Source organism: Acinetobacter sp. YH16042, assembly GCF_013417245.1.
In the GTDB taxonomy this organism is placed as follows: Bacteria; Pseudomonadota; Gammaproteobacteria; order Pseudomonadales; family Moraxellaceae; genus Acinetobacter; species Acinetobacter amyesii.
In genome coordinates this window covers 64,898-82,704 of sequence record NZ_VPEJ01000015.1, presented here as the reverse complement: position 1 = coordinate 82,704, position 17,807 = coordinate 64,898, and the positions used below count along the sequence as shown (strand labels likewise).

Genomic DNA, 17,807 nt, shown 5'->3' with positions numbered 1-17,807 from the left:
ATAGCATAATAGTACTTAGGGAATGATATTAGTTCTCCACTATTATTATGTTTTAATGTATATGAGACTACTTTTGAATTTAATGTAAAAAAATTTTGTATTACTCGATTATTTTTTGGAGAAATATCAAATGTATCTTTTGAGGGGCTCCCACCATTTGTTGTTAGTAAAAATTTTTTGTATTCAATTGGAAAGTTAATACCAGACTCTCCCTCAAATTGATTGAGCATAACATCATTAACTTCTGAGGGTTTCTTATATTCTTCCAATAGCATTTTTTTTAATCTTTTATCATAATTAATTCCAATTAATGACAATGATTGAAGCTGTTGTTCACTTTTTGAAATTTTTTCAAATTTAATATTTTTATAAATCATTAGCTTAAAAGTATTTAAATGGATATAATTCATATAATCCTTTTTTTATTGAATTTATTTGATTAATGAGTTTTTTTTGATTTTCATGAGATATATTTTCTTCTCGGTCCAATTCGCTTTCTAGCTCTCTAAATAAAAAAGCCATTTTCACAAAATCGGTAAAATCAATATTAATTTTTTGAAATTGACTTATATCCGCGTAGTCTCCTTGATTGTGATCATAGAACGATATCCCTCCTTTAACTTTATCAATAAACCACTCATCACCTTGACCTGTACGACCAATCATCCAAAAATTTTCACTAATAAAAGGGTTGATTTCCTCAACATATTTATTTTCTTTAATTGCTTCTTCATATCCAAATATTATTATATCCGGTGTAAATTCTGTAGTTTGAAATTCACTTAAAAAACTTAAATAAAAATCGTCATTTACAGTTATTTTATTAAAATTTTTTAACGCGCTTTTACGTTGAATAAAAATTTCTTTTATTTCATCAATTTCAAATACTTTATCGAACATTTACAACTCTTTATAATTAACTGCAGCAACACAAATTGGCACCTTTGACGGCTGTGGCATTATGCTTACTAATTCTTTCATTTCTAGCTAGTCCTCTCAAAGTCTGTTCAAGCATCTTTTTAGACTCTGCTTTACTCAAATTCATAGCTTCTACTTGATTCAATATTCCTCCCCATGTTTTATTCCAATTTTGCCCTGTTCTAGACCCATTAGTATGTATCCCTGGAGTTTTAGTGTGTTTCTCTTTTGGCAAATTATAGTAATACTGCAGATTATTTACATTAATACGAGCTAACTCTTTGAATTTTTCTGCATATTCCTCTGGGAAACCGTGATGAATATCAGAATTTGTATATTTGCATCCTACATAATTCTTCCAATTTCTTTGTAAAGTTCTAGTGGGTGTTTTAGCCAATCCTAAAGCATCTGTCCATTGTATTGGATTGGGAGCATAAGCATAAATATTATACCCACCACTTAGTCCTACAGGATCTTTACTTACAAACCTTCCCACACAAGGTGAGTAATAACGGTTGTAATGCAATCCTGTTTCTTGGTCGAAATACTGTCCTTGAAAACGGATGTTATTGCTAATGATTTCAGAATTTTCAAAGAAATTGGATTTAGTTTTCTCTGCTTTACACTCACCCCAAGCTTTATACTCAGCTTTCCAAATGACCGAACCTGTATGGTCAGTCATTTCTTGCGGTGTACCTAAGTGGTCAAAGTGATAGAACCAGACATGGCGAATTCAAACATGAGGTGCGACACTTTCAAAAGCCTTATGATAATCAACAAGCTGAGCAAACTTCTCTAATGGTGTAAGCCAATCTAACGCTTTTCTAGGACGAGTATTCAGTGACATGGCAACTTGATTTAAATAATGCTGATCTGCCTGATTTAAATCAATCCCTTTAGGTAAATATTGCCTAATTAAACCATTCATATTTTCGCATGTGCCTTTTTGCCAGGGTGAATGTGGGTCACAGAAATATACATCTATGCCTAAATCTTCTTCGAGTTTTTTATGTTCTGACATCTCACGTCCACGGTCATAGGTCAACGTTTTACGCAGTTCTGCAGGTAAATATTTCAGAGCTTCAGTTAAAGCCTTGCGCACGGATTCTGCCTTTGCATCAGGTAATGTTGCCAAGATACAGAGCCGTGTATTTCGTTCAATAAGTGTTGCTATCGAACTTTTATTGTCTTTACCTTTAATTAAATCGGCTTCCCAATGACCCGATATTTTTCTTTCTTGAACTTCGGCTGGGCGCTCATGAATAGTTTTAATATCCTGTAATATAGAATCTTTTTTAGGTTCACCGTTAGCTTTTCGCTTTTTATTTTCATGACGTAGACAGGATAATAAGTCTTTTTTCAACTCACCCTTTGGTAATGCTCGTATAGTTGAGTAAATCGTTGTATGGCTTACATTCATTGTTTGATCCAAATCAGGAAATGTCTTTAAACGCTTTGCTATTTGCTGAGGAGACCATAAACAACGGATCGCTTCAACAATAAATTTCCAAAGGATTGAATCGATTTTGAGTTTTCTATGACCACGTCTACGTCTAGCGAAGGTGTGATCAGAAGCATATCGGGCTTGATAAACGTCATTGATGCTATTTCTTTTAAGTTCACGATAGATCGTACTAGGATGTCTTTTAATAAGTTCAGCAAATTTTCTGGGTGAAAAGCCTTCTTTTCTTGATTCAAGCATTAATGCAGTACGATCTTCAAAGTTAAGATGATGGTATGACAATTTTATATACTCCATAAACCCTTTAAATTAATTAGGTGGTTTATGTCGCACTTCAAGTTTTACTCTGCCCATTATCAAAACCTTTGCTTTGTTTTGTTGTTTTCCACAATGGATCACGATGTACACTATCGGGTTTATCTGATCAACCTGCGGCTTGAATGAAATTGTCATTTAAAATCTAAAAACTGCATTTCTAACTTATTTTCTTCTACTAATTTTACAAATTTTTCAGTAACCATATAAATGTATGGTTTAGATTTATCTTTTAAGATAAAAGTTGAATCTATGTTCTTAGTTTCTATTATTTTTTCATCATCATCTAATATATTCACAGTATTTTTGATATATAACGCATAAATATCTGACTCAGTATTATTAACTAAACATCTAAAGAAATCACATTCTGAAGCTAATTCATCTTTCAACTTTTCATAAAAATTTTTCGAAAATAATAAAATACCTGAAGCAGAATAATAAAAGTCAGTATTTAGTATTTCATCTAAATTACCTTCAAAGTCATTATCATATGTCATATTGATTCTAGGATTCTTTAGAAATCCTGTGCTACTATCATTAAACTTAAAATAGTCAACAACTTTGTCTTGATTTCCTTTTAAGTAAAAAGAAAAATCTCGATCTACATGTTCGGATGGATAAATTGTGTAAAAATTCATAATTTTAGTCCTATTTCTTTTTCAAAGGTAATGCGCAAGTATAAATACCATTTTTCGTCCCTGCTCTCAATTCTCTTTGTAAATTTAACACTTCACTTTGATATTTTCTATAATCCCAATTTTGCCCACGGGATCTTGCTTGTATTGCATCCAGTTTTCTTTCAACTTTTCTATTATATTCTGCATGCTCTGAAGTCCAACCTCGATGTAAACCAAGCTTTTCATTTTTATCAATTCCTTCACATACAGGCATGTACATAAGGTTAGACGATCCATTAATATTCATTCCTGATTTAGCAAAAATTTCATGGTCTTTCAAAGAATAAGGGATAATATGTTGGCGCTGATATCCTTGTTTTGTTGGCATGTGCTTATCGCCTGGCATGCGATTTTGTTTTCCTCTCGTACCATAAAGACCGTAAGGATCAACCCATCCATTAGGATCTGATACATAAACAAAAGTATTAAACCCACCTAACAACCCAATCGGATCTTTACTTACATATCTCCCCACATAAGGCGAGTAATAGCGATAACGGTTGTAGTGAAGTCCTGTTTCTAAATCGAAATACTGACCTTGGAAACGAATGTTATTACTAATGATTTCTGAATTTTCAAAGAAATTTGATTTGGCTTTTTCAGTTCGACATTCACCCCACGCCTTATATTCAGCTTTCCAAATGATTGCACCTGTATGGTCACTCATTTCTTGTGGTGTGCCTAAGTGGTCACAATGATAGAACCATACATCATCAAAGCCTTTGCTTTGCTTGGTGGTCTTCCATAATGGATCACGATGTACGCTATACGGCTTGTCTGACCAATCAGGCGTTTGGTGTAATTCTATAGGGCTTTGATAGACCGCTTGTAGCATCGGCACAAAGCTGTCTTTTTCGTAGATGTAATGCTTTGTGGCTTCTTCCGTTGATTCATAAGCCAATGTGTCGCCATCCCATCCATAGATGATGTTATGTTCATCACCTGTATGGTGATGTTTACTACGTTTTTGGATACGACGACCTAAAGCGTCATAACGATATTCTGCGGTGTATTGGCTGTTACGGCTTTTGATCATGCGTCCATACACATCCCACTCAAGGTTTAAATCACCTTGCGTAGATTTTTGTCGAATGAGTTGCCCGTATGCATCATATTGGTATTGTTGGTCGAGATATTCTTTCACCACGTTATTGACTAGACGGTTGTAGCCAAAGCCTTTTTCTTCTGTTTGTTGTTGGTGGCTTTGGTCATGATTTTGCGCTTTATCATCATTGTAACGATCTATGATGTTACTAGCAGGGTCAAAGTTAAAGGTCTCTTTACCGAGTTTACTGCTTGCTTCAAGTAAACGTCCTACAGGATCGTATTTGTAGGCAATGTTACCACGTCGTGTATCCTTGATCGCAGTCAATTCACCTGTTTTATCGTATTGATACAGTCGTTGAATCAATTGACTGGTCTGTTGCAGCGCATTGTTCTGTTGGTTATTTTTTTCTTTGTACTGGCTTTGGTAGCCATTGTCATGTTCATTGAGCATGATTTGGCTGTGTAAGCGTCCTGCAAGGTCAAACTGTTGTTCTTGACTGATGCCATTGGCGTAGTGTCTTGTGATTTCTCGATGTAAATCATCTCGTTCAAAGCTGACTAAATCCTGTCCATTGACAATCAGGCTTTGTACATGACCTGTACCGTAGGTGAGCCAATCAATGTTTTGTCCATCTGGTCGAATAGTTTTGATTCGATCATTGATTTCATCGTAGCTGTGATTCCATACCGCTGTTGTGTTGCTCTTATAATCCTGTTGGTGTTCTTTGATCACATTACCCGCAGCATCGTAGAACCATTTTAGGTTACTTTCTGCATTCTTGGCATGCAGAATACGTCCCATGTAATCGTAAGCAAATTCTTCAGTCTGTTTCTCTTCTAGTTCTAAGCCATAGTGCCCATAGCCTGCGGTACGTTGTTCCAAACGTCCCATACTGTCAAAGATGAATTGTTGAATTCGGTCTTTCGGTGCTGCACGGTCTTTTAAATCTTGTCCATAAGCTGACGCAACCTCGATACTTGTGGTGAGTCGACCATTTAACTCATCATAATGATAAATTGTTTCTTTGCCATCGAAATCAATTTCCTTAATTAAACGACCGCCAGTATCGTAAACAAATTCGTAACTTGCACCATTTTCATTCGTCAATCGTTTTAGGCGTCCTAAACGATCCCATTGATATTTTAGCGTATGGTTTAATGCATCGATGCGTTTGGTTATTAAACCTGCTGCATCGTATTCATAGCGTGTCTGCTGTTGCTTTGGATCAATATGGACTAATAAACGTCCTTCAGCATCATGGACAAAATGTTCTTCAGTCCCATCAGCATGTTTGATTTTTTCAAGCTGACCAAAGGCATTTAAAGGTAAGCCTTTGATGATTGACTCACGCTTCTCAGCACTAAATTCTGTATAGAAATATTCGACTTTTTGTTTTAGCGCATTTTCTACGGATTTAACACGCCCACGTTCATCATATTGCCATTTTGTTTCTTTGCCTGAACAGTCAGTATAGCTAAGCAAATTCCCTTGATCATCGTATTTCAGGGCTTTAGAGCCACCTTTGGCATCGGTGATTGATGTCACTAAACCCATCCCATTATAGGCATAAGCAGTTTCATGTTTCAGCGGATCAATTTCTTTTATTAAATTTCCTGAACCGTCGTACTCTTTAAACCAACGACCTTGTTCAGCATCGACCATACCAATGAGGTTGTCTTTGTCATCGTATTCAAAATAACTGGTAGCGCCATCAGCTTGGGTTGTCGTTAAAACATTACCGCGTTCATCATACGAGTATGTTGTTTCACTTCCATCTGTGGCTACATGAGAGGTAATGTTTTTAGCATCATCCCTAAAGAACCATTCTTGTAAATTATCAGGATAAATAATACGGTAGGTATAACCAGTGATACCGTAATAATGTTCAGTAACATTTCCCTCAACATCCGTTACTGAGGTGACACGTACATTTTCGTCCCACTCCAGTTTTCGAGCTGAACTATAATCATCTGCCCATTCTTCAATCGCTTTTGAGCTTGGTAATTTCCCATCCCATTTCAGATTCATACCACGTTGGGTTAAATCGGTATAACGAGTTAGAAGATGATGCTGATAAGTATATTGGTATGATGCGCCAAATTCATTGGTTGCTTGAATCAAATCGCGTTGATCATTATAAACATAGGCGGAGAGTTGTCGTTTAAGTTGACCATCTTCGACTAACCATACCGCTTCTACCAAGCCATATTGATTTAATTGTAATGCGAGATGTGCTAAAACTTTTTGGTCTTGTTTAAAAATGATGTCTGACAAATAACTTTGATCGTCAAATACATGGTCATAGCGTAATCCGACACTAAATCCATTTTGTCGCTCTATTGATGTAAGTCGATATTCATTGTTATATTTTTGATAATAACGTGATTCATTTGAACCAAAAGTAATTGCCCGAATTTCATTAGAGACGACCGTGTAAGTAAATGTCTCTACCTCATCATAAAAACTTTGCCCAACCTTTAATTCTTTCAACTTGATTGGACGTCCATCTACACCAATGTATTCCCATCCCTTTAAAACCGTATTCTCTTTAGGGTTCTTTTCATTATATTGGGTACAAGGCACAATTTTACTGCTAAATGGTGTAGTCCAACGTGCGCCAAAAATTGAATCATCGTATTGATATAAGTTAGAAACGTAAGAACGCATCAACATTTCAGGAATTAAAGAATGAATCTGAGCATCGGCATGCGTTAAAAATTCTGTACCCATTGCGAAGGTGATAGATTTTGCAGTACTGCCCTTACAGTTCTTACATTGATTGGCATTATTTGTTGCCTGATGTTCATTCCTTGATTTTTCTAATTTAGCGTTATTTTTATCATTCTTTGCTTGTGTGGTCTGTGTTGCTTTGACTTGGGCTGACTTATTATTCTTTCTGAAACGTCCTGCACCTACTCTTAGGACTTCAAATAACCAGCCTATCGTTTGCGGTTCTGCTTTATTACCAAGCTTTCTGATTTTTTGATTGGCGGTTACGCCAACTTTACCAATTGTTGCACCTACATTTAAAACAGGTTGTTTTAAATTTTGGGGAACCAACATTGAAACTACTTTTGCATTATTATTTACATTGGATTTAAATAATGCTTTACCCCAATTTTCTGTCATATATACAAGGTTTTTTCCTGCACGAGTCAGGTCTCCGCTTTGCAAACCTTTTGCAATACCTACCGCCTGTTGCTGTGCTCGCGTTAGATTAGAACCTGCGTTGGTAAATACTTTACCTTGTGTTACAACGCGAGTAATACCACCATTAATTTCACTGGTAGCTCCTTGTATGGTATCCCCACATTTCCCTAAAATTGTATTAAGTTGTGTCAATCCTGTTTTACAAAACTTCTCAATATTTCCTGCAACTTGATCATTAAGATGTTTACCAATGACTGTGATAACAGCTTCAGTTAGTGCAGATTTGCCAACTCTTTTAACTTCTTGGCGGACTAAGAATAAAGCTGGTCGAGCTGAAGTACGAATAGCTGTTGTACCAGGAACAGGAGCAACACCAATTAAATCAATACCCACGGTTGTCCAATCAAAGACATCCGCCTTTTGATAGCCCTTATCATAAATATGAAGAATGTCAGTCACCACATCAATTGCAGCCATGACATTGCCAATAATTGGAACTGTACCCAATACATTACTAACAAGGTCTAATCCCACAAGTTGATGGGTATGATCTTTTAACCACTTATCAATTTTTTGCTTAGAATTATTAATATCTGCAATTGCCACTTCATTAAGTGGTTTTACGACTTCTGTTTTAGCTTGAGCCATTCTATTTATTCTCTATCAATTTTTATCAAAAGGGCTTTTTAAATACTGAGGTAAGTTATTTTGAGCAATACCACTTATACTCGTCAGGTTTGACCCACTAGTTTGTGAAGCGATAAAGCCTCCCCCCATATTTGCCATCAAACCACCTTTTGATTGTGTAATCGGCAATAAACTTGAAATTGTTTCTGAAACTAGCCCTTGAGCTTGGCTATTGATCATCGGAAGCAGCGTTTTTGCACCATCTGATTTAATTTTTTTAGCTAATTCAATATTTTTCATCAAACTTTTAGGATCTTTGAGTTGCTTAGCAAAATCACCTAAAGCAGATTGTGCTTTTCTACTTACACTTTCTAAAATCGAAGCTGTTTCTGCTAAATCAGGATCATTTTTATTTGGCCACTCAACTTCACGTTTAAAATCACTCGCTACATCCCAAGGATCACGTTTATCATCTTCAAAGTTAATTTTAACTGCACCAGCAGCCAATCCAGATACACGGGCAAAACCTTTGTCATCAAGTTTACCCTTAACCACTTTACCTAAAGTATCTGTAACTGTGTATTCACCAGCTTTGACGAACTCGCCATGTGTATAGTCATGAATCAATTCTAAGATACCCTGAGCACGTTTCGGCGGTGGAGGTAAACTAGATTTAGCACTAACACTCGCCCCACCTTGGAATACATGCTGCCCAGCCTTAACTTCAAACTTCCCACCTGTTTTCTGAAATATCCCTGAACCATTTAAAGTGATTTGAGAAGATCCACCTGTGATCTGAACTTTTTTCGGACTGCTAATCACCACTTTATCATCTGTCGAAGAAATGGTAATTCCCATTTTAGCCAATACATTCAAAGCATCCGACTGCGCTTGTATTTCAACTTTACTTTGTGCAGCTACAGCTTTGATCCCACCTTGCGCAGCAAATAAGCTGAGCTTATTTTGTGCTTGTGCTATCCAGTTCTTTTGCGTACTGAAGTTGATACTATCGCCTGCAATCTGGTTGATCTGTGCATCCGCAGAGAGATGAATATCTTCAGGTGTGCTCAATGCAATACCATCAGGTGAACTGAGTAAAAGTATCGCTTTTTTAAATTTCGCGATCTTTTGTTCAAGCTGTTCAGCAAATTCTTTCAGTTGTTCAACTGATTCGATTTCATCGGTTTTTTGGTTTTTGGCAATGTCACTTAAAGCCTTGCTGTTGGTCTGACTGCCTTCCAGTTGTTTCTTGGCAATTTCAGCATCAAGATGTTCACCTTTGGCTTGGTCTTGTTTATAGGTACTTACAAGTAAACCTTGCCCTGCACGGACTGCACCCCATTGATCCGTACGCAGTTCAAAACCTTCACCACGATCTTCGCTTTCAGCTTTGTCTTTAGGATGACTCAACTTACCTAAATTAAGTTGTGTTGCACCGTGACTGCTTTGCAGTTGGGTGCTGATTTGTCCTGTAGTGTCATCAAAGCGTAGTTGCCCAAAGCCTTCACCTTTGACTTCTTTAGAACGAATACCTGCCAGTTTTTTGGTATCAGGTAGTTTGCCTTTGCTATCGAATTTGGTTGGACTACGTTGTGCTTCGTGAATACGTCCGATGACAAAAGGGCGGTCAATATTGCCATCAAAGAAGTCGATGACAACAATCTCATTCACACGAGGTAGGAATCTTGCTCCATAGCCTTCACCTGCCCATGGCGTCAGTACATCGACCCAAGCGGAATCGGTGTCATTGTCGTTTGAGCCTGCACCACCATCATGAGTATTATCTTCATTTCGGGTGAATAGAAATCGAACTTTGATGCGTCCCCATTCATCGACATGAATTTCTTCTCCACTTAAACCCACCACTTTGGCACGCATGGGATGTACTGTTGGTCTTTGGGTGAGAGGATTATACTCAGGAACGGTGGCAATATTACGTCGTTGCAATACGAGATTGTTAGCTTGACGTTCATCTTGGTTATTGGTTTGAATATCAACTTGTTGCCAATTACTTTGTTTAAGCAAGGCTGTGACTTGATCGGTTAAGTCTTTGGGAAGATTATTCTGATTATAAAATGACTTAGCAGTAATTAGGAATTCTTTATCCGCGCCATCATGTTCATCAATTTCTGGGTGTTCATTGAATTCAAACCAGTAACCTACCTGTGCATCACGCACGGTTGAGGTTGCAGTAAATTGTTTGGCTTGTGAGTCGTAGTAGTTGCTCAGGTTTTCATTAAACTTTTCAATCTGACTATTGCCTGATTTGGTTGCACCATCTTCACCTTTGAGGTCTTGTATCCATGCCGGGGAAAAGTGCCATGCCTGTTCTAAGCCAAGGCTTGCATTGTCTTGGTTTTCACTATGGCTGTGTTTGCTTTGTATTGAGCCTGCGCCTTCTTCGGTTTCGAGTGCATCAGCTTGCCAGCGTTGGATGTGAACCGCAGTCGGTTGAATACTACGCCGTCCAATAAAATTGGTGATCGAATCAGTTTGTTCTACTGCCGAGCTTCTATGGAAGCGAATATTACGTCGATCCAAAGCTTTGTACTGGGCATTATCATCAATCAAACGGAGTTTTTGGGGTTGAATTTGTTCACTTGAACTGGAGACTTTCAGTTGTGCTTCATCAATTAACCAGTTAATACCTTCAGATGCGAGAAGCCGTTGAATAAAGTCTATATCCCGTTCATTCATCTGCATGATGAATGGACGAATATCGTAGTCTTTAGTGAGTCCACTTTTATCCAATGTCAGACTTGAAGCAAATAATGGACTTTTTTGTTGCCACTCAGAGAAGATGGTTTGCACTACGTCAACCACAGATTTATTCATGAACACGCGTGAGTTTCGACGGTGTTTCCAGAGTGCTGTTGGGTCCTCTACGGTTAAGCGATAAATCGTGAGCGATCCATCACTTGCACCAATATCGGCTTTGGTCACAATACCAGAAATACGATTGAGTTCGGATTTGTCGTTGACAATATCAATTGCTGTTTGTGCACCAATGAACTGCTTTAAAGGTATATTCGCTGAGGTCGAAAGGCAGATGAGTTGTAAATGAATACCCTTATTTAATTCATGCGTGCCTTCAATACGCTGAAGGAAGACTTGGTCGTTGAGCGTGCCGTTACTCAACTGTACGTGTATTGCACGTTTTTGTGCGGTAAGTCCAAGTTGCTCTAATTCAGCATAAATATTATTGGGCATTCTATTTAGTTTTTGTAGGTTTAATCTGTGGCCAATTTTACTAAATTCGGTCTTATTAAGTCTATATTGATTTATATTTAAGCAACACTTTGTGTCTCTTTTTGTTGCAGGCCTTAGTCTAAATTATCTTTAACACTTTTATTTCATTAAGGGGGGACACCGAATAATCTCATTAAGTTCTAAAAATAATAATGAAGGACAAATGTCTTATTCCAAAAGCATTGATCCACTCCAATTTGGAGGTGGTGGCAGTTTAACAGATTTGAAAATTTAATTAAATAACAATAATTTAACCTAAAGACTTTATGGCAAAATTACCCACTAATTACCCACCTATACGCCTAACCAAAAGATTCTACATCTAATCAGTTGAGTTCTATTTATCAATATTTATTAAGTTTTCAGCTAGCTATTCTAGATGTATATCTTATGGCCAGTTATTTCCATAAAGAGCTCACATAGTCAAAAGTAATGCAATCAACAAATATCTCTAAAAAATTAAAATTCATTGATAATTATAAAAATTTCTTTTGGAACAGGAACATATTCTTTGTATGATTGATGAATTCTAAAAAGAACCTATTTTCAGAGGGAATAATGGCTGTAGATCCTAAAACAATTTTTGAGGCAATATCTAAATCACCTATGGAGTTACTCGCAGATAGAGGACTTGGATTATATATTCCTTCATATCAAAGACCTTATAGTTGGGACAAAGACAAAGTCAGTAGACTAATAGAAGACATTAGCCATGGTTTTAAAATGTTGGTCAAGTCTGATGATAGCTTTACATTTCTTGGAACAGTTATCACGATTCATGACATAAACAACTCAACAGTACAACCAATTGTTAGGGCCGATGTACCTAGCAAAGTTTTAACTGTAATTGATGGTCAACAACGTATGACCACTCTACTGCTAGTTTGCATTGCCTTGCACAACTCTCTAAATCTTGCCCATAAACAATTTTTGAAAAAAACCAAAAGCATTTCTGCTGAATATGAAAAATTAAGTAGTGCAGCTGATTCAGATGCAACTTTAAGCGAATTAGAAAGTCATGTTACAGCAATAGAATGGCTTGATGGACAGACTCGTGAAGCACTGTCCGCTTTGTCTGAAACTTTTTATGAAAAATATTCTTTCGGTAAATCACCATTATATCCGCGAATGATTCGTTCGATTGATGATCAATGGTCTAAAGGTACAGCAACACGTAAATATGACTCACCAATTGCCAATCTCATATTTAACTATATAACTGAGATTGATAAAGCTGATTACGAAGTCGCTGAATATAAACCTGTAAAACGTAATAACAGTATGGAAGGTGAAGAAGCTATTGTGGATCGCTTCACTCAACTCATGAAAATTTTCAAAAGCTTAATCAGTAATCGCAGTACAACTCTCGATGAAATTGAAGAAATCCCGGACATCAGCGATATATATGCTTCTGACTTGTTGCAAGAAGGGTTATTAAATCACTTAGCACCTGTTCCTAATATTCTTAATTTGCCTTCAAATGAAAAAGAATTATTCGATAAATTATGTATTCTAGTGTTTTATGCACGCTACGTCTTACATCGTGTAGTACTAACCGTAGTAAAAGGTAAAAATGAAGATTATGCCTTCACTATTTTTGAATCACTTAATACTACAGGTGAGCCACTAACAGCATTTGAAACGTTTAAACCTCGTGTGGTTAATGCTGTCGGTTTAGCAAATTATGAAACTTCTCAAGAAAAATCTTTAATGGATCAGGTTGCTGAATACCTTTGCGTTTTTTCTGTTGGACCAGAACTTCAAAAAGCCACAAAAGAATTACTAATCCATTTCTTTAGCTCCTACTCTGGCTTACGTATTTCAGGACGACTAGCTGAGCAACGTAGTGAGCTAAAAACAGCTTTCGAAGAGACAGCTAATCAACTGACATTTATCAAAATGCTAAGCCATTGTGCCAATTTTAAGAAATATATTTGGGAGTCGGACTCTTATAGTGATCTTTCTAAAGTCTTTGGATCTATGCAACTTTCATCTACAAGTAAACTTGGTCTCAAGTTCTTTAAAGACATTAATCACACAATCGTAATCCCTATTCTTACATTATTTTATAGCCAAATTTTGGATGCTCAGAATGATGAAGAGAAGAGCGCTCGATTCAAAGATTTTGAAGATGCGCTTAAAGCAATGGTATCTTTTAGTACGCTCTGGCGTGCATCACGTCGTGGTACTGGTGGTATCGATAACGAATACCGTGAGTTTTTAAGTAAGGATGACATGCCTTCAGGGCTACCTAAGCTCGCAAAGATTTATATGAATGATCAGATTATTAACATTGATCTTTTCAAAGCAGAACTCAAGTCAAGACTGCTAGATGCCAACAGAAAAGGAAAGTTAATTGATAAAGATAATTTTGTATCAATTTCAAGTCACTTACCTATTTATAGCAGTGCTAAAAAAGTTGCAAAACTCCTATTACTTGCGGCTCATCATGATGCAGTCATAGATTCAGCATATGAAGGCTTACTAGTTAAAGGTAGAACCTCTTCTAACCCATGCTTAGATATTGAAAGTTATATTGATGACCGAAATCTATCTTTAGAACATATCGCACCACAATCAAACAATGGCACATGGGATGTAGGAATTTATGAAAATGGTGAACTCAAAGATACTTTAGGTAATCTTGTATTAATTTCACATGATTTAAATTCATCATTAGGAAATAGAGTTTGGGCAGAAAAGCGTATTTTCTATAAAGTTGTCGGTGCACAAGATCCTAATGAGGCAGCAAAAGTATTAAATGAAGCAGCAAGCATTAATAACATTAGATTTGGTGACTTGACCAAGGATCTACTAGCCGCTCAAAAATATATGCCTAACTTGGTTACCCTAGGAAACATGACTAAACCTTGGACAAGTGATTTTATTATCACTCGTTCAAAACGCTTATATGAGCTTGCTTGGGATGAATTAATTAAATGGTTAGAATGATTGCATAAATAATAAAAAAAAGAGATGCTAAAAGCATCTCTTTTTTATTGACCAAAAATGATTTATTTAGATTTTGCAGCATCTACTCCACTCCTGCCTTCTGTCAAAAATGAATTGTTCCGAGCATTTGAAGAAGAATACTCAAACCCATCATCTGCACATAAGTTAGGTCGATCTTCAGCAGAAAAAATTGAAAATATGCGAGCTATAATTGCTGAATCAATTGGTGCGTATAAAAGTGAAATCATCTTTACTAGTGGAGCATCTGAGTCAAATAATTTAGCAATCAAAGGATATGTTTTAGCAAATCAAAAGAAGGGAAAGCATATCATCACCTCATCTATAGAACATAAATGTATTCTCTCCATATGCCACTTCTTAGAAAAAGAACATGGATATGAAATCACATATATTACTCCGCAAAAAAATGGAATTATTGATGTGGAAAAAGTAATCTCAGCAATGAGAGAAGATACAGTTCTAGTCAGTATTATGCATGTAAACAACGAGCTTGGATCAATCCAACCTATTGCAGCTATTGGTCAAGCTTGTTTTGAAAGAGATATCAAATTTCATGTAGATGCTGCTCAATCTTATAAAAAAATCCCCATCGATGTTGATGAGTTAAATATAGATATGCTCTCTTTATCCGCTCATAAAATTTATGGTCCTAAAGGTATTGGAGCTCTGTACATTAGAGATTTGCGAGAAACTAGGATCCAACCTGTTATTCATGGAGCTGGCCAAGAATATGGATTAAGAGGTGGGACTCTTGCTACTCCATTGATTTTAGGATTCGGTGCCGCCGTAGAAGATCAAACTATTGAAAATAGTTTTGAAGAGGTAAATAAAATAAATTATATGCTACGAGCAAAAATTAACGAAATTGGTGGAATTATTAATTCTCCAGAGGCACATCACATCCCACATATCTTAAATATTCGCTTGCCAAACTTTGATGCATCACATTTCGTAACAAACTCAGATTTTTTATGTTCTCAAGGTTCAGCTTGCTCATCTATGAATCTTGAAATGTCTTATGTACTAAGAGAGATAGGATTAGATTTCATTTCAGCTAATCAATCAATTAGAATAAGCCTTGGAATTAACACGACTTTTAAAAATATAGAACATTTATTCAAATAGGATATCAAACAAATGACTGGAAGATGGAATCCCACCAATCATACTATCAGTGACTTTAAAGACTGGGATGATGATTCAAAACTTGTTATTCAACCAGATTTTCAACGTAAAGCTGTTTGGAATCCAACCTCTAAAGTCATGTTGATTGATACAATCCTAAAAAAATATCCTATACCAAAGGTTTTTATACAAAATACTACCGAACATGGTAGAACTATCAGAAAAATTATTGATGGGCAACAACGTATCACTGCTATCTTAGAATTTGTAAATAATAAGTATATTTTAGATAAACCATATATTGGAGTTCATGAAGGTAAAAGATTTTCAGAATTACCTGAAGAAGAAAGAGATAATATTCTTCAATATACAATCGATTGTAATGAGGCCTATGGATATACAGATGAGCAATATAGAGAAATTTATACGAGGCTAAATAAATATACTGTTCCTCTGAATAGCCAAGAATTAAGAAAAGCAGAATTTCCTGGAAATTTTTATAAGCTATCAGAGAAACTCGCTGCCTCTGAAATATTAGATAGTTGGAAAATTTTTACTATCTCGAGTAGACGTAGATTACTTGATGTTGAATTTATCTCTGAAATGTTGGCAGCACTTTTAGAAGGACCACAAGACAAAAAAGCCACTTTGGATGATTTTTATAGAAGATATAATGATCAAAATTTAGATGAATTAGAAGGTAGATTTAATCAAATTCTTAAAGAAATAGAATTTATTTTTCCTGATAATCTAATTTCAAAATCAAGATTTAAGCAAAAATCCGATTTTTACTCGTTAGTATTAGCTATCGATTTTTATGTAAAGCAAGGACTTACGCTAAACAATACAAATATTTCTCCCCTTCAAGAAGATTTTAAATTTTTAAATCAACAAATTGATCCCTCTGAAGATAGTTCGGGTACTATTTTACAAGAGTATGCTATTAGATGCGTTAGCTCCGCAAATACAGCATCCTCAAGAAAATGGAGATTCGATTTTTTAAGACTTGTACTATCAGGTACTTTTTTGAGAAAAACTCAATTTTTGGCGATAATTTCAGAATATAGATCAAGCGACTCTTTAAGAAAATTTTTAGAATTCTATGATTTTGCCGATCCAATTTATCATGACAGTGGAATGTGCCCATTAGGTGCAAGTACATGTGTACATTGTGGGGATGAAATTGATTTAGATGATGAAAAGTGGTCTATTGCTTGGAATATTCAAGGTCCATTTCAATCCTCAAATCTAAGTACAATTCATAAAGAATGTTTTCGTATAGAGGACTATCTAGAATATAGATCAAGTTTCTACCCTGAGGAAAAGTCAGAATTTATTGATGACTTATTGCAAGGTCTCGAATAATGATAAGGATTAAAATCAACAATCAAGCTTATCTTATTGAAGATCAATATGAAATTAATTCTACAACATTTGAGCATTCAGAGCATTTAGGTAAGGGTGGAAATAGTTCAGTTGAATGTTATTTGGAACGAGGTTCAGGAACTCCTTATGCAATTAAGTTCATTCCGTTAGAAACGCATACCGAGTTTCATAAGAGGGAGTCACAAAGATCAATCGGGGAATTAAAACTTTTAAGGCAATTAGATCATCAGCATATTATCAAATTTTATGGTTTTAAAAGAATCACAATTAGAAAGCTTACTCGGTCAAAAGAAATAGAAATAGATGCCTTACTTATTCTGATGGAAAAAGCTGATTGCTCTTTAAAAGAATATATTTGTAGTAATAGTATTAGCTATGCAGAGTATTCTGGACAAATACTTGGCTTATGCGAAGCACTAAATCTAATCCATGGGATTGCAGTTCATAGGGACCTGAAACCAGAAAATATCCTTGTGGTGAATTCAACTTGGGTCATCAGTGATTTCGGTTTGTGCTCGATGCTTGATGGATCTAGCCCTGAAATTACATCGGGCAATAAAGCTATTGGTCCTAAATATTGGTTATCCCCAGAAGCTTTTTCAAGATACATTGACATTGATGAGCATCGTAAAGACATTGCCTTATGCTCAGATATTTATCAAATGTGTGCAATTTTTTGGTTTATTATCAATCGAAAACATCCTAGTGGAATACTTACCGAACAAGACTTTTCTGGGCCCACCAAACTCTTTGAACCAATTTTTAGAGGGCTTCAACATGAAGGCACTAGAAGGTATAAATCAACTCATGATTTCGTAGAAACATTTAAATTTGCAATTCTTGAAACAGAAATGGCTACTGTGTAAGTAGCCAT

The 17,807-nt window shown here is 35.9% G+C and carries 10 protein-coding genes and 1 pseudogene; 4 read left to right on the top strand and 7 right to left on the bottom strand.

Features of this window, described 5'->3' with window-relative positions; genetic code table 11:
- The 7 genes and pseudogenes from FTV37_RS11580 to FTV37_RS11550 all read right to left on the bottom strand — a co-directional run.
- A partial coding sequence (locus FTV37_RS11580) for an SMI1/KNR4 family protein (protein ID WP_180063914.1) occupies positions 1–410 on the bottom strand: 410 nt, incomplete at its 3' end.
- Positions 382–900 (bottom strand): SMI1/KNR4 family protein, encoded by a 519-nt coding sequence (locus tag FTV37_RS11575; protein ID WP_180063913.1) that lies wholly within the window; start codon positions 898–900, stop codon positions 382–384. The genes FTV37_RS11575 and FTV37_RS11580, both read right to left, overlap by 29 nt.
- A 16-nt stretch (positions 901–916) precedes the next feature.
- Positions 917–1,642, bottom strand: a pseudogene (locus tag FTV37_RS11570) (RHS repeat domain-containing protein); the annotation flags it as partial.
- A 9-nt stretch (positions 1,643–1,651) separates the two neighbouring features.
- Positions 1,652–2,620 carry an IS30 family transposase gene (locus FTV37_RS11565; RefSeq protein WP_257224311.1) on the bottom strand — a complete coding sequence of 323 codons (969 nt, stop codon included), beginning with the start codon at positions 2,618–2,620 and terminating at the stop codon, positions 1,652–1,654.
- 209 nt (positions 2,621–2,829) lie between these two features.
- On the bottom strand, positions 2,830–3,336 hold the full coding sequence (locus FTV37_RS11560; RefSeq protein WP_180007377.1) for a hypothetical protein: 507 nt from the start codon (positions 3,334–3,336) through the stop codon (positions 2,830–2,832).
- 10 nt (positions 3,337–3,346) lie between these two features.
- On the bottom strand, positions 3,347–8,221 hold the full coding sequence (locus FTV37_RS11555) for an RHS repeat-associated core domain-containing protein (RefSeq protein ID WP_180063910.1): 4,875 nt from the start codon (positions 8,219–8,221) through the stop codon (positions 3,347–3,349).
- Between the two features lie 15 nt (positions 8,222–8,236).
- Positions 8,237–11,410, bottom strand: a complete 3,174-nt coding sequence (locus FTV37_RS11550) for a type VI secretion system Vgr family protein (RefSeq protein WP_180063909.1) — start codon at positions 11,408–11,410, stop codon at positions 8,237–8,239.
- A 597-nt stretch (positions 11,411–12,007) separates the two neighbouring features.
- Here FTV37_RS11550 and FTV37_RS11545 point away from each other — a divergent pair.
- The 4 genes from FTV37_RS11545 to FTV37_RS11530 are packed head-to-tail and all read left to right on the top strand — an operon-like array spanning position 12,008 to position 17,799.
- A complete protein-coding gene (locus tag FTV37_RS11545; RefSeq protein ID WP_180063908.1) occupies positions 12,008–14,401 on the top strand; it encodes a DUF262 domain-containing protein in 2,394 nt (797 codons plus the stop codon).
- 57 nt (positions 14,402–14,458) lie between these two features.
- Positions 14,459–15,547, top strand: a complete 1,089-nt coding sequence (locus FTV37_RS11540; RefSeq protein WP_180063907.1) for a cysteine desulfurase family protein — start codon at positions 14,459–14,461, stop codon at positions 15,545–15,547.
- Positions 15,548–15,559: 12 nt separating this feature from the next.
- Positions 15,560–16,912, top strand: coding sequence for a DUF262 domain-containing protein (locus tag FTV37_RS11535; RefSeq protein ID WP_180063906.1), 1,353 nt, complete (start codon positions 15,560–15,562; stop codon positions 16,910–16,912).
- Positions 16,912–17,799 (top strand): protein kinase family protein, encoded by an 888-nt coding sequence (locus tag FTV37_RS11530; RefSeq protein ID WP_180063905.1) that lies wholly within the window; start codon positions 16,912–16,914, stop codon positions 17,797–17,799. The genes FTV37_RS11535 and FTV37_RS11530 overlap by 1 nt, the downstream gene beginning before the upstream one ends.
- The last annotated feature ends 8 nt before the right edge of the window (positions 17,800–17,807 follow it).